At 71.2% G+C, this 16,062-nt stretch carries 14 protein-coding genes; 12 read left to right on the top strand and 2 right to left on the bottom strand.

All coding sequences use genetic code 11. From position 1 onward, the window contains the following. Positions 1 to 30: 30 nt before the first annotated feature. Positions 31 to 1,398 carry a replication-associated recombination protein A gene (locus GXP76_RS15530; protein WP_242572097.1) on the top strand — a complete coding sequence of 456 codons (1,368 nt, stop codon included), beginning with the start codon at positions 31 to 33 and terminating at the stop codon, positions 1,396 to 1,398. A 40-nt stretch (positions 1,399 to 1,438) separates the two neighbouring features. On the opposite strand, the gene GXP76_RS15535 is transcribed toward GXP76_RS15530, so the two are convergent. Beyond that, positions 1,439 to 2,116: a DUF2470 domain-containing protein gene (locus GXP76_RS15535; RefSeq protein ID WP_242572098.1), complete on the bottom strand. Its 678-nt coding sequence runs from the start codon at positions 2,114 to 2,116 to the stop codon at positions 1,439 to 1,441. A 180-nt stretch (positions 2,117 to 2,296) separates the two neighbouring features. Here GXP76_RS15535 and rpsD point away from each other — a divergent pair, with 180 nt between their 5' ends. Further along, positions 2,297 to 2,911, top strand: coding sequence for a 30S ribosomal protein S4 (rpsD, locus tag GXP76_RS15540; protein ID WP_023542962.1), 615 nt, complete (start codon positions 2,297 to 2,299; stop codon positions 2,909 to 2,911). Positions 2,912 to 2,959: 48 nt separating this feature from the next. Here the strand turns inward: rpsD and GXP76_RS15545 are convergent, their stop codons facing one another. Beyond that, complete coding sequence (locus tag GXP76_RS15545; protein ID WP_242572099.1) at positions 2,960 to 5,251, bottom strand: regulator; 2,292 nt, start codon at positions 5,249 to 5,251, stop codon at positions 2,960 to 2,962. A 244-nt stretch (positions 5,252 to 5,495) separates the two neighbouring features. Here GXP76_RS15545 and GXP76_RS15550 point away from each other — a divergent pair, with 244 nt between their 5' ends. The 10 genes from GXP76_RS15550 (at position 5,496) to aroQ (ending at position 15,816) form a co-directional block, all read left to right on the top strand. Next, on the top strand, positions 5,496 to 5,960 hold the full coding sequence (locus GXP76_RS15550) for a DUF948 domain-containing protein (RefSeq protein ID WP_242572100.1): 465 nt from the start codon (positions 5,496 to 5,498) through the stop codon (positions 5,958 to 5,960). 5 nt (positions 5,961 to 5,965) lie between these two features. Next, positions 5,966 to 6,334, top strand: coding sequence for a DUF6167 family protein (locus GXP76_RS15555; protein WP_242572101.1), 369 nt, complete (start codon positions 5,966 to 5,968; stop codon positions 6,332 to 6,334). Next, a complete protein-coding gene (gene alaS / locus GXP76_RS15560) occupies positions 6,334 to 9,003 on the top strand; it encodes an alanine--tRNA ligase (protein ID WP_242572102.1) in 2,670 nt (889 codons plus the stop codon). The genes GXP76_RS15555 and alaS overlap by 1 nt, the downstream gene beginning before the upstream one ends. Before the next feature lie 24 nt (positions 9,004 to 9,027). Continuing rightward, on the top strand, positions 9,028 to 9,504 hold the full coding sequence (gene ruvX / locus GXP76_RS15565; protein ID WP_242572103.1) for a Holliday junction resolvase RuvX: 477 nt from the start codon (positions 9,028 to 9,030) through the stop codon (positions 9,502 to 9,504). 191 nt (positions 9,505 to 9,695) lie between these two features. Further along, complete coding sequence (gene mltG / locus GXP76_RS15570; RefSeq protein ID WP_242572104.1) at positions 9,696 to 11,570, top strand: endolytic transglycosylase MltG; 1,875 nt, start codon at positions 9,696 to 9,698, stop codon at positions 11,568 to 11,570. After that, entirely contained in the window at positions 11,557 to 12,402 is an 846-nt protein-coding gene (locus tag GXP76_RS15575; RefSeq protein ID WP_242572105.1) for a shikimate dehydrogenase, read from the top strand. Before mltG ends, GXP76_RS15575 begins: the two co-directional genes overlap by 14 nt. 129 nt (positions 12,403 to 12,531) lie before the next feature. Further along, positions 12,532 to 13,716 carry a chorismate synthase gene (aroC, locus tag GXP76_RS15580; RefSeq protein ID WP_242572106.1) on the top strand — a complete coding sequence of 395 codons (1,185 nt, stop codon included), beginning with the start codon at positions 12,532 to 12,534 and terminating at the stop codon, positions 13,714 to 13,716. Beyond that, positions 13,713 to 14,279: a shikimate kinase gene (locus tag GXP76_RS15585; protein WP_242572107.1), complete on the top strand. Its 567-nt coding sequence runs from the start codon at positions 13,713 to 13,715 to the stop codon at positions 14,277 to 14,279. Before aroC ends, GXP76_RS15585 begins: the two co-directional genes overlap by 4 nt. Next, entirely contained in the window at positions 14,276 to 15,379 is a 1,104-nt protein-coding gene (aroB, locus tag GXP76_RS15590; protein ID WP_242572108.1) for a 3-dehydroquinate synthase, read from the top strand. The genes GXP76_RS15585 and aroB overlap by 4 nt, the downstream gene beginning before the upstream one ends. Continuing rightward, positions 15,376 to 15,816 carry a type II 3-dehydroquinate dehydratase gene (aroQ, locus tag GXP76_RS15595; protein WP_242572109.1) on the top strand — a complete coding sequence of 147 codons (441 nt, stop codon included), beginning with the start codon at positions 15,376 to 15,378 and terminating at the stop codon, positions 15,814 to 15,816. Before aroB ends, aroQ begins: the two co-directional genes overlap by 4 nt. The last annotated feature ends 246 nt before the right edge of the window (positions 15,817 to 16,062 follow it).

Here is a 16,062-nt window from a genome sequence, read left to right on the forward strand (position 1 = left end):
CTGTCGGTGGGCTGACATAGGGTTCGGAATGTGGAGCCCGATCTCTTTACCGCAGCGGCCGAAGACCGCCAGGAGAACGACCCGTCCAGCAGCCCGCTGGCTGTACGGATGCGCCCCCGAGTCCTGGACGAGGTCGTCGGCCAGCGGCATCTGCTGAAGCCCGGCTCCCCGATGCGGCGACTGGTCGAACAGGCCGCGCGGGGCAGGGGACCAGCGGGCCCCTCGTCGGTGCTCCTGTGGGGCCCGCCCGGTACCGGCAAGACGACGCTCGCCTATGTCGTCTCCAAGGCGACCGACGCGCGCTTCGTGGAGCTCTCCGCGATCACCGCGGGCGTCAAGGAGGTCCGCGCCGTCATCGACGGCGCCCGGCGTGCCTCCGGCGGCTTCGGCAAGGAGACCGTCCTCTTTCTGGACGAGATCCACCGCTTCAGCAAGGCCCAGCAGGACTCCCTGCTGCCCGCCGTGGAGAACCGCTGGATCACGCTCATCGCGGCCACCACCGAGAACCCGTACTTCTCGATCATCTCGCCGCTGCTCTCGCGCTCCCTGCTGCTGACGCTGGAGCCGCTCACCGACGACGACCTGCGCGCGCTGCTGCGGCGCGCGCTCACCGAGGAGCGCGGCCTCGGCGGCGCGGTCTCGCTCCCCGAAAACTCCGAGGCGCATCTGCTGCGGATCGCCGGGGGAGACGCCCGGCGGGTCCTGACCGCCCTGGAGGCCGCGGCGGGCGCCGCGATCTCCAAGGGCGAGAAGGAGATCAGCCTCGGCACGGTCGAGGAGACGGTCGACCGGGCGGCCGTGAAGTACGACCGCGACGGCGACCAGCACTACGACGTGGCGAGCGCGCTCATCAAGTCGATCCGCGGCTCGGACGTGGACGCGGCCCTGCACTATCTGGCCCGCATGATCGAGGCGGGCGAGGACCCCCGGTTCATCGCCCGCCGGCTGATGATCTCGGCCAGCGAGGACATCGGCCTGGCCGACCCGACGGCCCTGCCCACCGCCGTCGCGGCGGCCCAGGCCGTGGCGATGATCGGCTTCCCCGAGGCCGCGCTCACCCTGAGCCACGCCACCATCGCGCTGGCGCTGGCCCCCAAGTCGAACGCGGCGACGACCGCGATCTCGGCCGCGCTGGAGGATGTGAAGAAGGGGCTGGCCGGCCCCGTACCGCCGCATCTGCGCGACGGTCACTACAAGGGCGCGGCCAAGCTCGGTCACGCACAGGGGTACGTCTATCCGCACGATGTGCCGGGCGGTATCGCCGCGCAGCAGTACGCCCCGGAAGAGGTGCGGGGCAAGCGGTACTACGAACCGACGCGGTACGGCGCGGAGGCGCGGTACGCGGACGTGGTCGAGAAGGTCCGGACACGGCTGCGCGGCGACGCCCCCGCCAACTGAGCGTCGCGCGTCTCCCGGTCGCCCCCGCCGTCCCGGCGGCTCAGCGGCCCGCCGCGTCGAAGAGCGCGTGCATGGCGCGGCGCAGTTCGCTCACATCACGCACCGGCTCGGGGAAGTCGAAGCGGGCGTCGAAGCAGTTGACGCCCGTGAAGCGGACCCGCAGCCCGAAGCGGTCCACACCGACCGGTACGGCCGCCGTCCCGCCGGACCGCTCGCCGAGCAGCGAGCGCAGCGTCCCCACCTCGGCGCTGTGCGCGGCGTGCAGATGCTGGAGCAGTTCGGCCTCGTGCTCCGACAGCGGGTCCGCCACGGCCGCGGCGAACTCGTCCGCCTCCACCGGCTCGGCGCCCCACAGATCGTCCACGAACGCCTCGCCGACCTCCAGCCGCAGCGTCGTCCGGCCGGGCTCGGCGGCGTGCGGGAAGCGGGTCAGCCACCCGGAGACCCAGGCGCGGCCCCGGATACGGTGGGGTACGGAGACCGGTGCCACATCGGTGATCTCCAGCACCGCGGCCAGTTCGTCGGCCTGCGCGTGCGTCGCCGCCCTGACGACGGGGGAGTCGGCCGCGAAGGCCAGCAGCACGTCACCGTCGGTGTCCACGGTCCGCGCGTCCGGCATCAACTGGTCGGGCCGCAGCGCTTCCAGGCCCGGGACGAGCAGCACGCTTGAGCATGTACTCTGTACGAGAGTTCGTGTGCGCTCGGCTGCTGACGGCATCCGGGCGATTTCAAGCCCGCTGGGACGCGGCTGACCATGAGCTGATCGGACCTCCGTCGTATCGATGCCCTGCGCGTCGAGACTGTCTGTGATGCGTGTGGTGTTCCCAGGGCGACGAGACATGCGATCTCCTTTGAGTAAGGTGAGCCTAACCTAACCTACAACGGAGGTCTGGAGAACGTGCCTAACCAGTCGCGTCCCAAGGTCAAGAAGTCACGCGCGCTCGGTATCGCGCTGACGCCGAAGGCCGTGAAGTACTTCGAGGCCCGTCCCTACCCGCCGGGCGAGCACGGCCGTGGCCGCAAGCAGAACAGTGACTACAAGGTCCGTCTGCTCGAGAAGCAGCGTCTGCGTGCCCAGTACGACATCAGCGAGCGCCAGATGGCCCGCGCCTACGACCGCGCCCGCAAGGCCGGCGGCAAGACCGGCGAGGCCCTGGTCGTCGAGCTCGAGCGTCGTCTCGACGCCCTGGTCCTGCGTTCGGGCATCGCCCGCACCATCTACCAGGCCCGTCAGATGGTCGTCCACGGCCACATCGAGGTCAACGGCGGCAAGGTCGACAAGCCGTCGTTCCGCGTCCGCCCCGACGACGTCATCATGGTCCGCGAGCGCAGCCGCGAGAAGGTTCCCTTCCAGGTCGCCCGCGAGGGTGGCTACGACACGGACGGCGAGACCCCGCGCTACCTCCAGGTCAACCTGAAGGCCCTGGCGTTCCGTCTGGACCGTGACCCGCTGCGCAAGGAAATCCCGGTCATCTGCGACGAGCAGCTCGTCGTCGAGTACTACGCCCGCTGATCACCCGCTGATCCAGGCGTAGTTCGCGTCACCGCGATCGACCGCGCTTCAGCCCGCCGCTTCCCCGCCGATCTGGCCGGGGGAGCCGGCGGGCTCTCGCGTTTCCCGGCCCGTCCCCCGGCCCTGGTCCCGCGCGGTCTCCCTCTCCCGCGCCGGAGCACGGTCGCCCGACGGCCGGCCCGGCGGCACGGACGCGGACACCCCGCGCGGCCCGGCCAGCGCCCGCTCGACGGCCGCCGCCTGCGACAGGGCGCGCCCCTCCGCCACACGGGCGTCGTACGCCCGCGCCCCCAGCGCCTCCCTCGCCCGCCGCTCGCACCGCTCGTGCGGGGCCCCGAACGTGGCGGAGCCGAACAGGGGAACCCCGACCGACGGCCAGAGCCGGGCGGCGGCGCCCTGGAGCACCGCGGCCTCCGCCGGGTCCCCCTCGCCCGCCGTCACCAGCGCCATCAGCTCCATCGCCAGGACCAGGCCGACCAGGTCGTTGAAGGTGTGGTGGATGGTGACGGCCTCGGCCAGCAGGGCGCGTGCCTCGGCGAGCCGGCCGCGCGTCCAGGCCGCGTACGCGTGGACGTGGAGCGCGTAGGCGCGGGCCCAGCGCTCTCCGCTCTCCTCGCAGACCTCCCGCACCTCGGCGCACAGCGCCACGGCCGCGTCCAGGTCGCCCAGGAAGACGAGTGACAGCGCGAGTTCCGCCCGGCCCATCAGTACGTTGCTGTTGATCTCGCCCAGTTCCCCGTACGAGCCGAGCGCGGAGCGCAGCAGCCGCTCGGCGCGCTCCATGTCGCCGGTGAGGAGCGCGAGACAGCCCAGCCGGTGCACCGCGTAGGCGTGCGCCAGCGCGTTACCGGTACGGGCGGCCTCGTCCCGGCACACGTGCAGCGCGCCCACCGCCGCCGTGTTGTCGCCCTGGAGGATCGCCACATAGCCCAGTACCCACAGCGCCTTGAGCCGTGAGTCGTCGTGCCGTGACCCCTCGTGCGGCGGTTCGTACGACGCCTCGTGCGGTGGGTCGCCGGGCCGGGCGGCCGGCGCGAGCGCCCGGTCCAGCCAGTGCCGGCCTTCGGTGAGCCGTCCGCAGCCCGCCCAGTAGAACCAGAGCGTGCCCGCCAGATACCGGCCCAGATAGCTCTCGCCCGCGGTCTCCAGGCAGAGTTCGATGGCGGCCCGCAGATTGGGCAGCGCGCTGTCGGCGCAGGCGGCGATCTCCGCCTGCCGCGGGCTGAACCAGTCCAGCTCGCACCAGGTGGCCAGGCCCATGTACCAGTCACGGTGCCGTCTGCGCATCCGGCCCGTGTCCGCCAGGGCGTCCAGCCACTCGGCGCCGTACGCCCGCACCGTGTCCAGCATCCGGTAGCGGACCCCGGCGGCCGTGTCCTCGCGTACGACCACGGACTGGGCGATCAGCTCGCCGAGTACGTCGAGGACGCTCCCGGCCGGCAGATCGGGGCCGACGCACACGTACTCGACGGCCTCCAGGTCGAAGGGCCCGGCGAAGACCGACAGCCGTGCCCACAGCAACCGCTCGGCGGGGGTGCACAGTTCATGGCTCCAGCCGATCGCGGTACGGAGCGTGCGGTGGCGCGGCAGTTCGCCGCGCGCGCCGTCGGTGAGCAGGCGGAAGCGGTCGTCGATCCGGCGGAGGATCTGGTCGGGGGACAGGACGCGCAGCCGGGCGGCGGCCAGTTCGAGCGCGAGCGGAATGCCGTCCAGACGTCGGCACAACTCCCGTACGGCGTCGTCGTGTTCGCTCGGCGGGCAGCTCCCGGCCAGTACGCCGGCGGCCCGGTCGGCGAAGAGCCGCGCCGCGTCGGGCTCGTCCATCGGGGCCAGCGGGAAGGCGCGTTCGCCCTCCAGCCGGAGCGGCCGGCGGCCGGCGGCCAGCACCCGGAGGCCGGGGCAGCGGCGCAACAGGTCCCGTACCAGCTCCGCGCACGGGGCGACGAGCTGCTCGAAACCGTCCAGCACCAGCAGGAGACGGCGGTCGGCGAGATGGGCGCGCAGCACCTCACGAGGCGGCCGGCCGCTGTGGTCGGTGATGCGCAGGGCGTCGACGAGCGCGTGGTCGAGCAGTCCGGGATCGCGGATCGAGGAGAGTTCGGCGAGCCACACACCGTCGCAGTAGCGTTTCTCCAGAAGCTCCGTACCCGGGGCCGGGCCCGGAGCCGGTGACGCGCGCCGGGCCGCCTGAACGGCCAGCCGCGTCTTGCCGACACCGCCCACCCCGACCAGGGTGATCAGCCGGAATTCGGTGAGAAGGCGCGTCAGCTCGGCCAGTTCGTCGGCACGGCCCACGAACCGGTTCAGCTCCGCGGGGAGATTGCCGGGGACAGGTCGCATGGGACACGCACAGTACTCACACGGAAGCACTGCGTACAATCCGCCGTCGCGACTCGCCCTCCCCGCGCCCGCGGATGAGGTAGGGTCCGCGACCGCGTCAAACCGGTACGGGGAGCCACTCCGGGCGCGATAGGCTCGACTGAGGACTTCCGAGGCCGCCCGGATCCGTCGGATCCGGGCCGGCCGACAACGACATGTTCCCCGCGACCGCGGGGGACGGTCCCGACGCAGAGAGCGGTGCAGCGTGACCGGTGGAGAGGTTGCCGGGATCCTGGTGGCCGTCTTCTGGGCGGTTCTGGTCACCCTCCTCGCCGTGGTGCTCGTGAGGCTGGCCCAGACGCTCAAGGCGACCACCAAACTCGTGGCGGACGTGACCGATCAGGCCGTACCGCTGCTGGCCGACGCCTCGGAGACGGTGCGCGCGGCGCAGAACCAGCTCGACCGGGTCGACGCCATCGCGTCGGACGTCCAGGAGGTCACCTCCAACGCCTCGGCGCTCTCCACCACCGTGGCGTCGACCTTCGGCGGACCCCTCGTCAAGGTCGCGGCGTTCGGCTACGGCGTACGGCGGGCGATGAGCCGCAAGGCTCCGGCCGAGCCGGCACGCGCCGACCGTGAGGCGCCGGCGCCCGCCGCGCGCGGGCGCCGCACCGTCATCGTGGGCAGGACCGTTCCGGCCGCCCGACGCAGCAGGAAGCAGAAGGGCTGAGGCCGATGTTCCGCCGTACGTTCTGGTTCACCGCGGGCGCGGCGGCCGGCGTGTGGGCCACCACCAAGGTCCACACCAAACTCCGGCAGTTGACGCCCGAGAGCCTCGCCGCGCAGGCCGCCAACAGGGCGGTCGACGCGGGACACCGGCTCAAGGACTTCGCACTCGACGTCCGGGCGGGCATGGCCCAGCGCGAGTCCGAACTCGGCGAGGTGCTGGGGCTCGACGCACCCGCCGGCCCCGAACTCCCCGCGAACCGCCGCCTCGCCGTCGAGGCCCGCGCGGAACGCCGGTCCGACGAGTACCGGCAAGACCACGACCACAGCGACAGATTCAACTCGCGCACACCGCACAACCGGAATGAGGACCACTGATGGAGTCGGCCGAAATCCGCCGCCGCTGGCTGAGCTTCTTCGAGGAGCGCGGGCACACCGTCGTCCCTTCGGCGTCGCTCATCGCGGACGACCCGACTCTGCTGCTGGTCCCCGCGGGCATGGTGCCCTTCAAGCCGTACTTCCTCGGCGAGGCCAAGCCGCCGGCCCCGCGCCTGACCAGCGTCCAGAAGTGCGTCCGTACGCCGGACATCGAAGAGGTCGGCAAGACCACCCGGCACGGCACGTTCTTCCAGATGTGCGGCAACTTCTCCTTCGGTGACTACTTCAAGGAAGGCGTCATCCCGCTCGCCTGGGAGCTGCTGACCAGCTCCGTGGCGGACGGCGGTTACGGCCTGGACCCGGAGAGGCTCTGGGTCACCGTCTACCTGGACGACGACGAGGCCGCCGCCATCTGGACCGACAAGGTCGGTTTCCCCGCCGAGCGGCTCCAGCGGCTGGGTATGAAGGAGAACTACTGGTCCATGGGCGTGCCCGGCCCCTGCGGACCCTGCTCGGAGATCTTCTACGACCGCGGCCCCGAGTTCGGCGAAGAGGGCGGCCCCGCCGTCAACGACGAGCGCTACGTGGAGATCTGGAACCTGGTCTTCATGCAGTACGAGCGCGGCGAGGGAGAGGGCAAGGAGAACTTCGAGATCCTGGGCGACCTCCCCTCCAGGAACATCGACACCGGCCTCGGCCTCGAACGTCTCGCCATGGTCCTCCAGGGCGTCCACAACATGTTCGAGATCGACACGTCGATGGCCGTCATCGACAAGGCCACCGAACTGACCGGTGTCCGCTACGGCACCGACCCCGCCTCGGACGTCTCCCTGCGCGTCGTCACCGACCACATGCGCACCTCCGTGATGCTCATCGGCGACGGGGTCACCCCCGGCAACGAGGGCCGGGGCTACGTCCTGCGCCGCATCCTGCGCCGCGCCGTCCGCAACATGCGCCTCCTCGGCGCCACCGGACCGGTCGTCGCCGAACTGCTCGACGTCGTCATCGGATCCATGGGCGAGCAGTACCCCGAGCTGATCACCGACCGCAAGCGCATCGAGACCGTCGCCCTCGCCGAGGAAGCCGCCTTCCTCAAGGCCATCAAGGGCGGCACCAACATCCTCGACACCGCCGTCACGGAGACCAAGGCCGCCGGGGGCTCCGTCCTGGCCGGTGACAAGGCGTTCCTGCTCCACGACACCTGGGGCTTCCCGATCGACCTCACCCTCGAAATGGCCGCCGAACAGGGCCTGTCCGTGGACGAGGACGGCTTCCGCAGGCTCATGAAGGAGCAGCGGGACCGGGCCAAGGCCGACGCCAAGGCCAAGAAGACCGGCCACGCCGACCTCTCCGCCTACCGCGAGGTCGCCGACACCTCCGGCTCCACCGAGTTCACCGGCTACACCGGCACCGAGGGCGAGTCGCGGATCGTCGGCCTGCTCGTCGACGGAGTGCCGTCGCCCGCCGCCACCGAGGGCGACGAGGTCGAAGTCGTCCTCGACCGCACCCCGTTCTACGCCGAGGGCGGCGGACAGCTCGCCGACCAGGGCCGGATCAAGCTCGACACCGGCGCCGTCATCCAGGTGCGCGACGTCCAGCAGCCGGTCCCCGGCGTCTCCGTGCACAAGGGCTCCGTACAGGTCGGCGAGGTCACGGTGGGCTCCGCCGCGTTCGCCGCCATCGACACCCGGCGGCGGCGCGCCATCGCCCGCGCCCACAGCGCCACCCATCTGACGCACCAGGCGCTGCGCGACGCTCTCGGCCCGACGGCCGCCCAGGCCGGTTCGGAGAACTCGCCGGGCCGCTTCCGCTTCGACTTCGGCTCGCCCGCCGCCGTACCCGGCACGGTCCTCACCGACGTCGAGCAGAAGATCAACGAAGTGCTCGCCCGTGAACTCGACGTCCAGGCCGAGGTCATGTCCATCGACGAGGCCAAGAAGCAGGGCGCCATCGCCGAGTTCGGCGAGAAGTACGGCGAGTGGGTCCGGGTCGTCACCATCGGCGACTTCTCCAAGGAGCTGTGCGGCGGCACGCACGTGCACAACACAGCCCAGCTGGGTCTGGTGAAGCTGCTCGGCGAGTCCTCGATCGGCTCCGGCGTGCGCCGTATCGAGGCGCTGGTGGGCGTGGACGCGTACAACTTCCTCGCCAGGGAGCACACGGTCGTCGCCCAGCTCCAGGAGCTGGTGAAGGGCCGCTCCGAGGAGCTGCCGGAGAAGATCGCCGGGATGCTCGCCAAGTTGAAGGACGCCGAGAAGGAGATCGAGAAGTTCCGCGCGGAGAAGGTGCTGGCCGCCGCCGCCGGACTCGTCGAGGGCGCCAAGGACGTACGGGGCACGGCCCTGGTCACCGGCCAGGTGCCGGACGGCACGTCGGCCGACGACCTGCGCAGGCTGGTGCTCGATGTGCGCGGGCGCATCGCCGGGGACCGGCCGGCCGTCGTCGCGCTGTTCACGACGGTGGGCGGTCGCCCGCTGACGGTCATCGCCACCAACGAGGCCGCCCGTGAGCGCGGGTTCAAGGCCGGCGACCTGGTGCGCGCCGCCGCCAAGACCCTGGGTGGCGGAGGCGGCGGCAAGCCGGACGTCGCCCAGGGCGGCGGTCAGAACCCGGAGGCCATCGGGGACGCCGTGGCCGCCGTCGAGCGCCTCGTCGCCGAGACGGCCTGAGTCCGTGGCCGGGGACGTGACGACATGACGGCGCTCCCGCGCCGGGGGCGCAGACTGGCCGTCGATGTCGGGGACGCCCGGATCGGGGTCGCCTCGTGCGACCCCGACGGGGTCCTGGCGACACCGGTGGAGACCGTGCCGGGACGTGATGTCCCGGCCGCCCACAGACGGCTCGTGCAGCTGGTGGAGGAGTACGAGCCGATCGAGGTCGTGGTCGGCCTGCCCCGCTCGCTCAACGGCGGTGAGGGCCCGGCGGCGGTCAAGGTAAGGGCGTTCGCGGAGGAAGTGGCACGTCGTATCGCGCCCGTTCCGGTGCGTCTGGTGGATGAGAGAATGACCACGGTGACCGCCGGCCAGGGACTGCGCGCCTCGGGCGTGAAGGCCAAGAAGGGCAGATCCGTCATCGACCAGGTGGCGGCCGTCATCATCCTGCAGAACGCGCTGGAGTCGGAGAGAGCCTCCGGCGCACCGCCCGGTGAGGGCGTGCGGGTTCAGGGCTGAGACACCTGATCAGGCGAAACCGGAACATACTTACGGTTATCTGCCTGCGCGGATGAAGGTCGTCTGATCGCGATACGGTAACGTTCCGCGCGATGCGGCGGGGATTCGAACAACTGCCGCACAAAGAGAGGCGTTACGGACACCGGGCCATCCGTGCCCGGCACCGGTCGCCTCGCGGCTCTAGGGGATCGATGACTGACTATGGCCGGGGCCGAGGCCCTGAACCGTGGCACCCCGAGGATCCCCTTTACGGGGACCAGGGATGGGGGGCGCAGCAGGCCGGCGACGGCCGGGCCCCGTACGACGCCCAGGCTCAGCCTCAGAACCCCCACCCGCAGCAGCAGCCCCACTCTCAGCAGCAGTACGACCCGCAGTACCAGTACGACGGCGGTGGCTGGGACACGGGCCAGCAGCAGTACGCGCAGCAGCAGCCTCAGCAGGGGTACGACCCCCAGTACGACGGTGGCGGCTGGGACACCGGTCAGCAGCAGTACGCGCAGCAGCAGCATTCCCAGCAGCCGCAACATCCGCAGCAGCACCCTCAGCACCAGCAACAGCAGCAGTACGACTCCCAGCAGCAGCCCCAGTACCAGCAGCAGTACGGCGACCCGCAGTACGGCAACCAGCCGCAGTACACCGGAGGTCAGCCCAACGACCCCCAGTACGGCGGCGGTTGGGACACCGGCCAGCAGGGCGCCATGCCGTACGGCGGCGAGAACCAGGGCGGCGACCCCTACGCGGGTCAGCAGAGTCCCGGCTACGGCGGCGAGAGCCCCGACCCGTACGGCGCGTCCGAGGCGTACCCGCAGCCGGAGGAGACGCATCCGTTCTTCACCGGCACGGACCAGGACAACGGCCGCGACGACGACCGTCCCCGTCTCCTGGACGACCGGGACGACCGGGACGACGACCCGGAGTACGACGACGAGGGCGACGGCCGGCGCGGCGGAGGCGGCCGTGACCGCCGCGGCAAGTCGAAGAAGAAGAGCCGCGGCGGCGGCGCCTGCCTCGTGGCCTCCCTCGTCCTCGTCGCCGGTGTGGCCGGCGGCGGGTACTACGCCTACCAGTTCTGGCAGGAACGCTTCGGCCCGCCCGCCGACTTCGCGGGCGCCGGTACGGGCACCGTCCAGGTCGAGATCCCGCAGGGAGCCGGCCTCGCCGAAATGGGCGGCCTGCTCAAGAAGAGCGGCGTGGTGAAGAGCGCGCAGGCATTCATCGACGCGGCGGGCGAACACCCCAAGGGCAAAGCCATCCAGCCCGGCCTCTACCCGATGAAGAAGGAAATGTCGGCCAAGGCCGCGGTCGAGCTCATGACCAACCCGGCCAATCTGAATTCACTGACCATCGCCGAGGGCGTCCGCGCCGTCACGGTGTACGAGTTCATCGACACCAAGCTCAAGCTCGACCCCGGTACCACCGCGGACGTCGCCAAGGCCGAGGCGGACAAACTCGGCCTGCCGGACTGGGCCGACGACGACAAGAACATAAAGGATCCGCTCGAAGGATTCCTCTACCCCGCGCGCTACGAGATCGGTGAGAAGACCAAGCCGGAGGACGTCCTCAAGCAGATGGTCGCGCGCTCCAACCAGGAGTACGAGAAGTACGACCTGGAAGGATCGGCCGAGAAGCTCGGTCTCGACTCGCCGCTCGACGTCGTCACCGTCGCCAGCCTGGTCCAGGCCGAGGGCATCACGCACGACGACTTCAAGAAGATGGCGTCCGTCGTCTTCAACAGGCTCAAGCCGACGAACACCGCCACCAACCAGAAGCTCGAATTCGACTCCGCGTTCAACTACCTGAAGAACGAGAGCGAGATCGACATCTCCACCTCGGAGATCAGGAACAACCCGGACCCGTACAACACGTACTTCCACAAGGGTCTTCCGCCGGGACCGATCGGAAATCCGGGCGCGGACGCGCTGAGTGCCACCAAGGCGCCGGACCCGGGCGCCTGGATGTTCTTCATCTCCATCGACGGCAAGACCACCGAATTCACCAAGACCCTGGCCGAGCACGAGAAGCTGGTCAAGGAATTCAACGAGCGACGGAAGAATGCGAACGACTAGCACCACCGGACGCAGGGCGGCCGTCCTCGGATCGCCCATCGCGCACTCGCTCTCCCCGGTACTGCACCGGGCGGCGTACGCGGAACTGGGCCTCACCGACTGGTCGTACGACCGCTTCGAGGTGGCCGAGGCACAGCTCCCGGCCTTCCTCGCGGGGCTCGACCCCTCCTGGGCCGGACTCTCGCTGACCATGCCGCTGAAGCGCGCCGTCATCCCGCTCCTCGACGCCGTCAGCGGGACGGCGGCGTCGGTGGAGGCCGTCAACACCGTCGTCATCGACGGCGACGGCCGCCGCACGGGCGACAACACCGACATCCCCGGCATACTCGCCGCCCTGCGCGAGCGCGGTGTCACCGCCGTGGAGTCCGCGGCCGTCCTCGGCGCCGGCGCGACGGCGTCGTCCGCGCTCGCCGCGCTCTCGCAGCTCTGCGCGGGCCCGGTCACCGCCTACGTACGAAGCGAGGCCCGCGCCGCCGAGATGCGCGGCTGGGGGGTACGGCTCGGTGTCGACGTCCGCACCGCCGACTGGTCCGACGCCGCCGACGCCCTCACCGCGCCACTGGTGATCGCGACGACCCCCGCCGGAGCCACCGACGCGCTGGCGCCGCGCGTCCCCGGCCGCCCCGGAACCCTCTTCGACGTGCTGTACGACCCCTGGCCCACCGTGCTCGCCGCCGCGTGGTCCGCGCAGGGCGGCCCCGTGGTCGGCGGGCTCGATCTCCTCGTGCACCAGGCCGTCCTCCAGGTCGAGCTGATGACCGGCCGGGCGCCCGCGCCGCTCGCCGTGATGCGCAAGGCCGGCGAACAGGCACTCGAGGCTCACCGGAGCTGACGGCTCGCCCACCTATCCGCTGGCTGGACGAGTCACGGAACGGGGGGCCGGTCATGGCAGGATCGAGGACCTGAGGATGCGTACCGGATTCGTACCGTCGAAGCTGTCGAGAGTTACCGAGGAGCACCGTTGAGCAGGTTGCGCTGGCTGACCGCGGGGGAGTCGCACGGCCCCGCACTCGTCGCGACTCTGGAGGGCCTTCCCGCGGGTGTACCGATCACCACGGAGATCGTCGGCGACCATCTCGCCCGGCGGCGCCTGGGCTACGGACGCGGCGCACGCATGAAGTTCGAGCGCGACGAGGTCACCTTCCTCGGCGGCGTACGGCACGGCCTGACCATGGGATCGCCCGTCGCGATCATGATCGGCAACACCGAGTGGCCCAAATGGGAACAGGTCATGGCGGCCGACCCGGTCGACCCCGACGTGCTGGCCGGTCTCGCCCGTAACGAGCCGCTGACCCGCCCGCGCCCCGGGCACGCCGATCTCGCGGGCATGCAGAAGTACGGGGCGTCCGAGGCCCGGCCCATCCTGGAGCGCGCCAGCGCCCGCGAGACCGCGGCCAGGGTCGCGCTCGGCGCGGTCGCGCGGTCGTACCTGAAGGAGACCGCCGGGATCGAGATCGTGTCGCACGTCGTCGAACTGGCCACCGCCAAGGCCCCGTACGGCGTGTACCCGGCCCCGGGCGACGTCGAGCGGCTCGACGCCGACCCCGTCCGCTGCCTGGACCCCGAGGCGAGCGACGCGATGGTCGCCGAGATCGACCAGGCCCACAAGGACGGCGACACCCTCGGCGGTGTGGTCGAGGTACTGGCGTACGGCGTGCCCGTCGGCCTCGGCAGCCACGTCCACTGGGACCGCAGACTCGACGCCCGGCTCGCCGCCGCCCTCATGGGCATCCAGGCCATCAAGGGCGTCGAGGTCGGCGACGGCTTCGACCTCGCCCGGGTGCCCGGCTCCCGGGCGCACGACGAGATCATGGTCACCGACGAGGGCATCAGGCGCGCATCGGGCCGCTCCGGCGGCACCGAAGGCGGTCTGACGACGGGTGAACTGCTGCGCGTACGGGCCGCGATGAAGCCCATCGCGACCGTACCCCGCGCGCTCGCCACCGTCGACGTCGCCACCGGCGAGCCCGCCAAGGCGCACCACCAGCGCTCCGACGTCTGCGCGGTGCCCGCCGCGGGCATCGTCGCCGAGGCCATGGTCGCGCTGACCCTCGCCGACGCCGTGGCCGAGAAGTTCGGCGGCGACAGCGTCCCCGAGACCCGCCGCAACGTCGAGTCCTACCTCGAGAACCTGGTGGTCCGATGAGCGGCCCGCTGATCGTCCTGATCGGCCCCATGGGGGTCGGCAAGACCACCGTCGGCGCGCTGCTCGCCGAACGCCTCGACACCGGCTACCGGGACACCGACGCGGACATCGTCGCCGCCGAGGGCCGGGAGATCTCGGACATCTTCTTCGAGGACGGCGAGGAGCACTTCCGCGAGCTGGAGCGGGCCGCCGTACGGAGCGCGCTCGCCGAACACCCCGGCGTCCTCGCGCTCGGCGGCGGCGCGATCCTCGACAAGGACACCCGCGGACTGCTCGCCGGGCTCCCCGTCGTGTATCTCTCCATGGAGGCGAACGAGGCGGTCCGGCGCACCGGGCTCGGTCTGGCCCGCCCGCTGCTCGCCATCAACCCCCGCCAGCAGTGGAAGCAGTTGATGGAGGAGCGCCGCGCCCTCTACACGGAGGTCGCGCGCGCGGTCGTCCCGACCGACGAACGGGCGCCCGAAGAAGTCGCCGAAGCCGTCATCGAGGCGCTGGAACTGGGCACGGCGGCCGTCCCCGGCGCGGATCCGTCCGCCACCCCCGGCAAGGAGAACCAGGCATGACGACGGACCAGGACCAGCAGGTCACCCGGATCCAGGTCGGCGGCACCGCGGGCCACGACCCGTACGAGGTGCTGATCGGCCGGCGGCTGCTGGGCGAACTGCCCGTACTCGTCGGCCCCCGGGCCAAGCGTGTCGCCGTGCTGCACCCGGAGGCGCTCGCCGAGACCGGGGAGACCCTGCGCCAGGACCTCGCGGACCAGGGGTACGAGGCGGTCGCCATCCAGCTCCCGAACGCGGAGGAGGCCAAGACCGTCGAGGTCGCCGCCTACTGCTGGAAGGCGCTCGGCCAGACCGGCTTCACCCGCAGCGACGTCATCGTGGGCGTCGGCGGCGGCGCCACGACGGACGTCGCGGGCTTCGTCGCCGCGACCTGGCTGCGCGGGGTGCGGTGGATCGCCGTACCGACGACCGTCCTCGGCATGGTCGACGCGGCGATCGGCGGCAAGACCGGCATCAACACCGCCGAGGGCAAGAACCTCGTCGGCGCCTTCCACCCGCCCGCCGGAGTCCTCTGCGACCTCGCGGCGCTGGACTCGCTGCCCGTGCACGACTACGTGAGCGGCATGGCCGAGATCATCAAGGCCGGATTCATCGCCGATCCGGCCATTCTCGATCTGGTGGAGGCCGACCCCGAGGGCGCGCGCACCCCCGCCGGACCGCACACCGCCGAGCTGATCGAGCGCTCCATCCGGGTCAAGGCCGAGGTCGTGTCCAACGACCTCAAGGAGTCCGGCGTACGCGAGATCCTCAACTACGGTCACACGCTCGCCCACGCCATCGAGAAGAACGAACGCTACAAATGGCGGCACGGCGCCGCCGTCTCCATCGGCATGGTCTTCGCCGCCGAACTCGGCCGGCTCGCGGGCCGGCTCGACGACGCCACCGCCGACCGGCACAGCGCCGTCCTCAAGTCCGTCGGACTGCCGCTGACCTACCGCGGCGACCAGTGGCCCAAGCTGCTCGAAACCATGAAGGTCGACAAGAAGTCCCGCGGTGACCTGCTGCGTTTCATCGTCCTCGACGGTCTGGCCAAGCCGACCGTGCTGGAGGGACCGGACCCGGCGGTGCTGCTCGCCGCGTACGGGGAGGTGTCCGGGTGACCCGTCGGGTCCTGGTGCTCAACGGCCCCAACCTGGGCCGGCTGGGCTCGCGCGAACCGGACGTCTACGGCTCCGTCTCGTACGCCGGACTTGTGGAGACCTGCCAGTCGACCGGCAAGGAACTGGGCCTGGACGTCGACGTGCGCGAGACGAACGACGAGGGGGAGCTGATCCGCTGGCTGCACGAGGCGGCCGACGGATCGATCCCCGTCGTCCTCAACCCCGGGGCGTTCACGCACTATTCGTACGGAATGCGCGACGCCGCGGCGCAGCGCACCGCGCCGCTGATCGAGGTGCACATCTCGAACCCGTACACACGTGAGGAATTCCGCCACACGTCGGTCGTCGCGGCGGTCGCCAGTGCCACGATCGCGGGGTTCGGCATCGGCTCGTACCGACTGGCGCTGCGTGCCGTCGCCGAAGAACTGGACGGCTGACGGCGGCCGGAGGCAGAGCCCGCAGGGGCGGCCGGGCACTCGGGGCGGGCTTCCGGCGTTGTTCCGGGGACGGCCGGTGACGGTACCGTTCGAAAGCAAGTCGGCCGGGTGGCCGAGCGATCAGGGTCAGACGTACGAGACGGAGTGGCACCGGATGCAGCACGCAGTGGGGGCTCCGCTGCCGCCTCCCCATGGCTCGGCGCACGGCGCGGGCGGTCAGGGGCCGGGCGGATGGACGCACGGCTC

The organism is Streptomyces sp. NP-1717 (assembly GCF_022695985.1).
Lineage (GTDB): Bacteria > Actinomycetota > Actinomycetes > Streptomycetales > Streptomycetaceae > Streptomyces.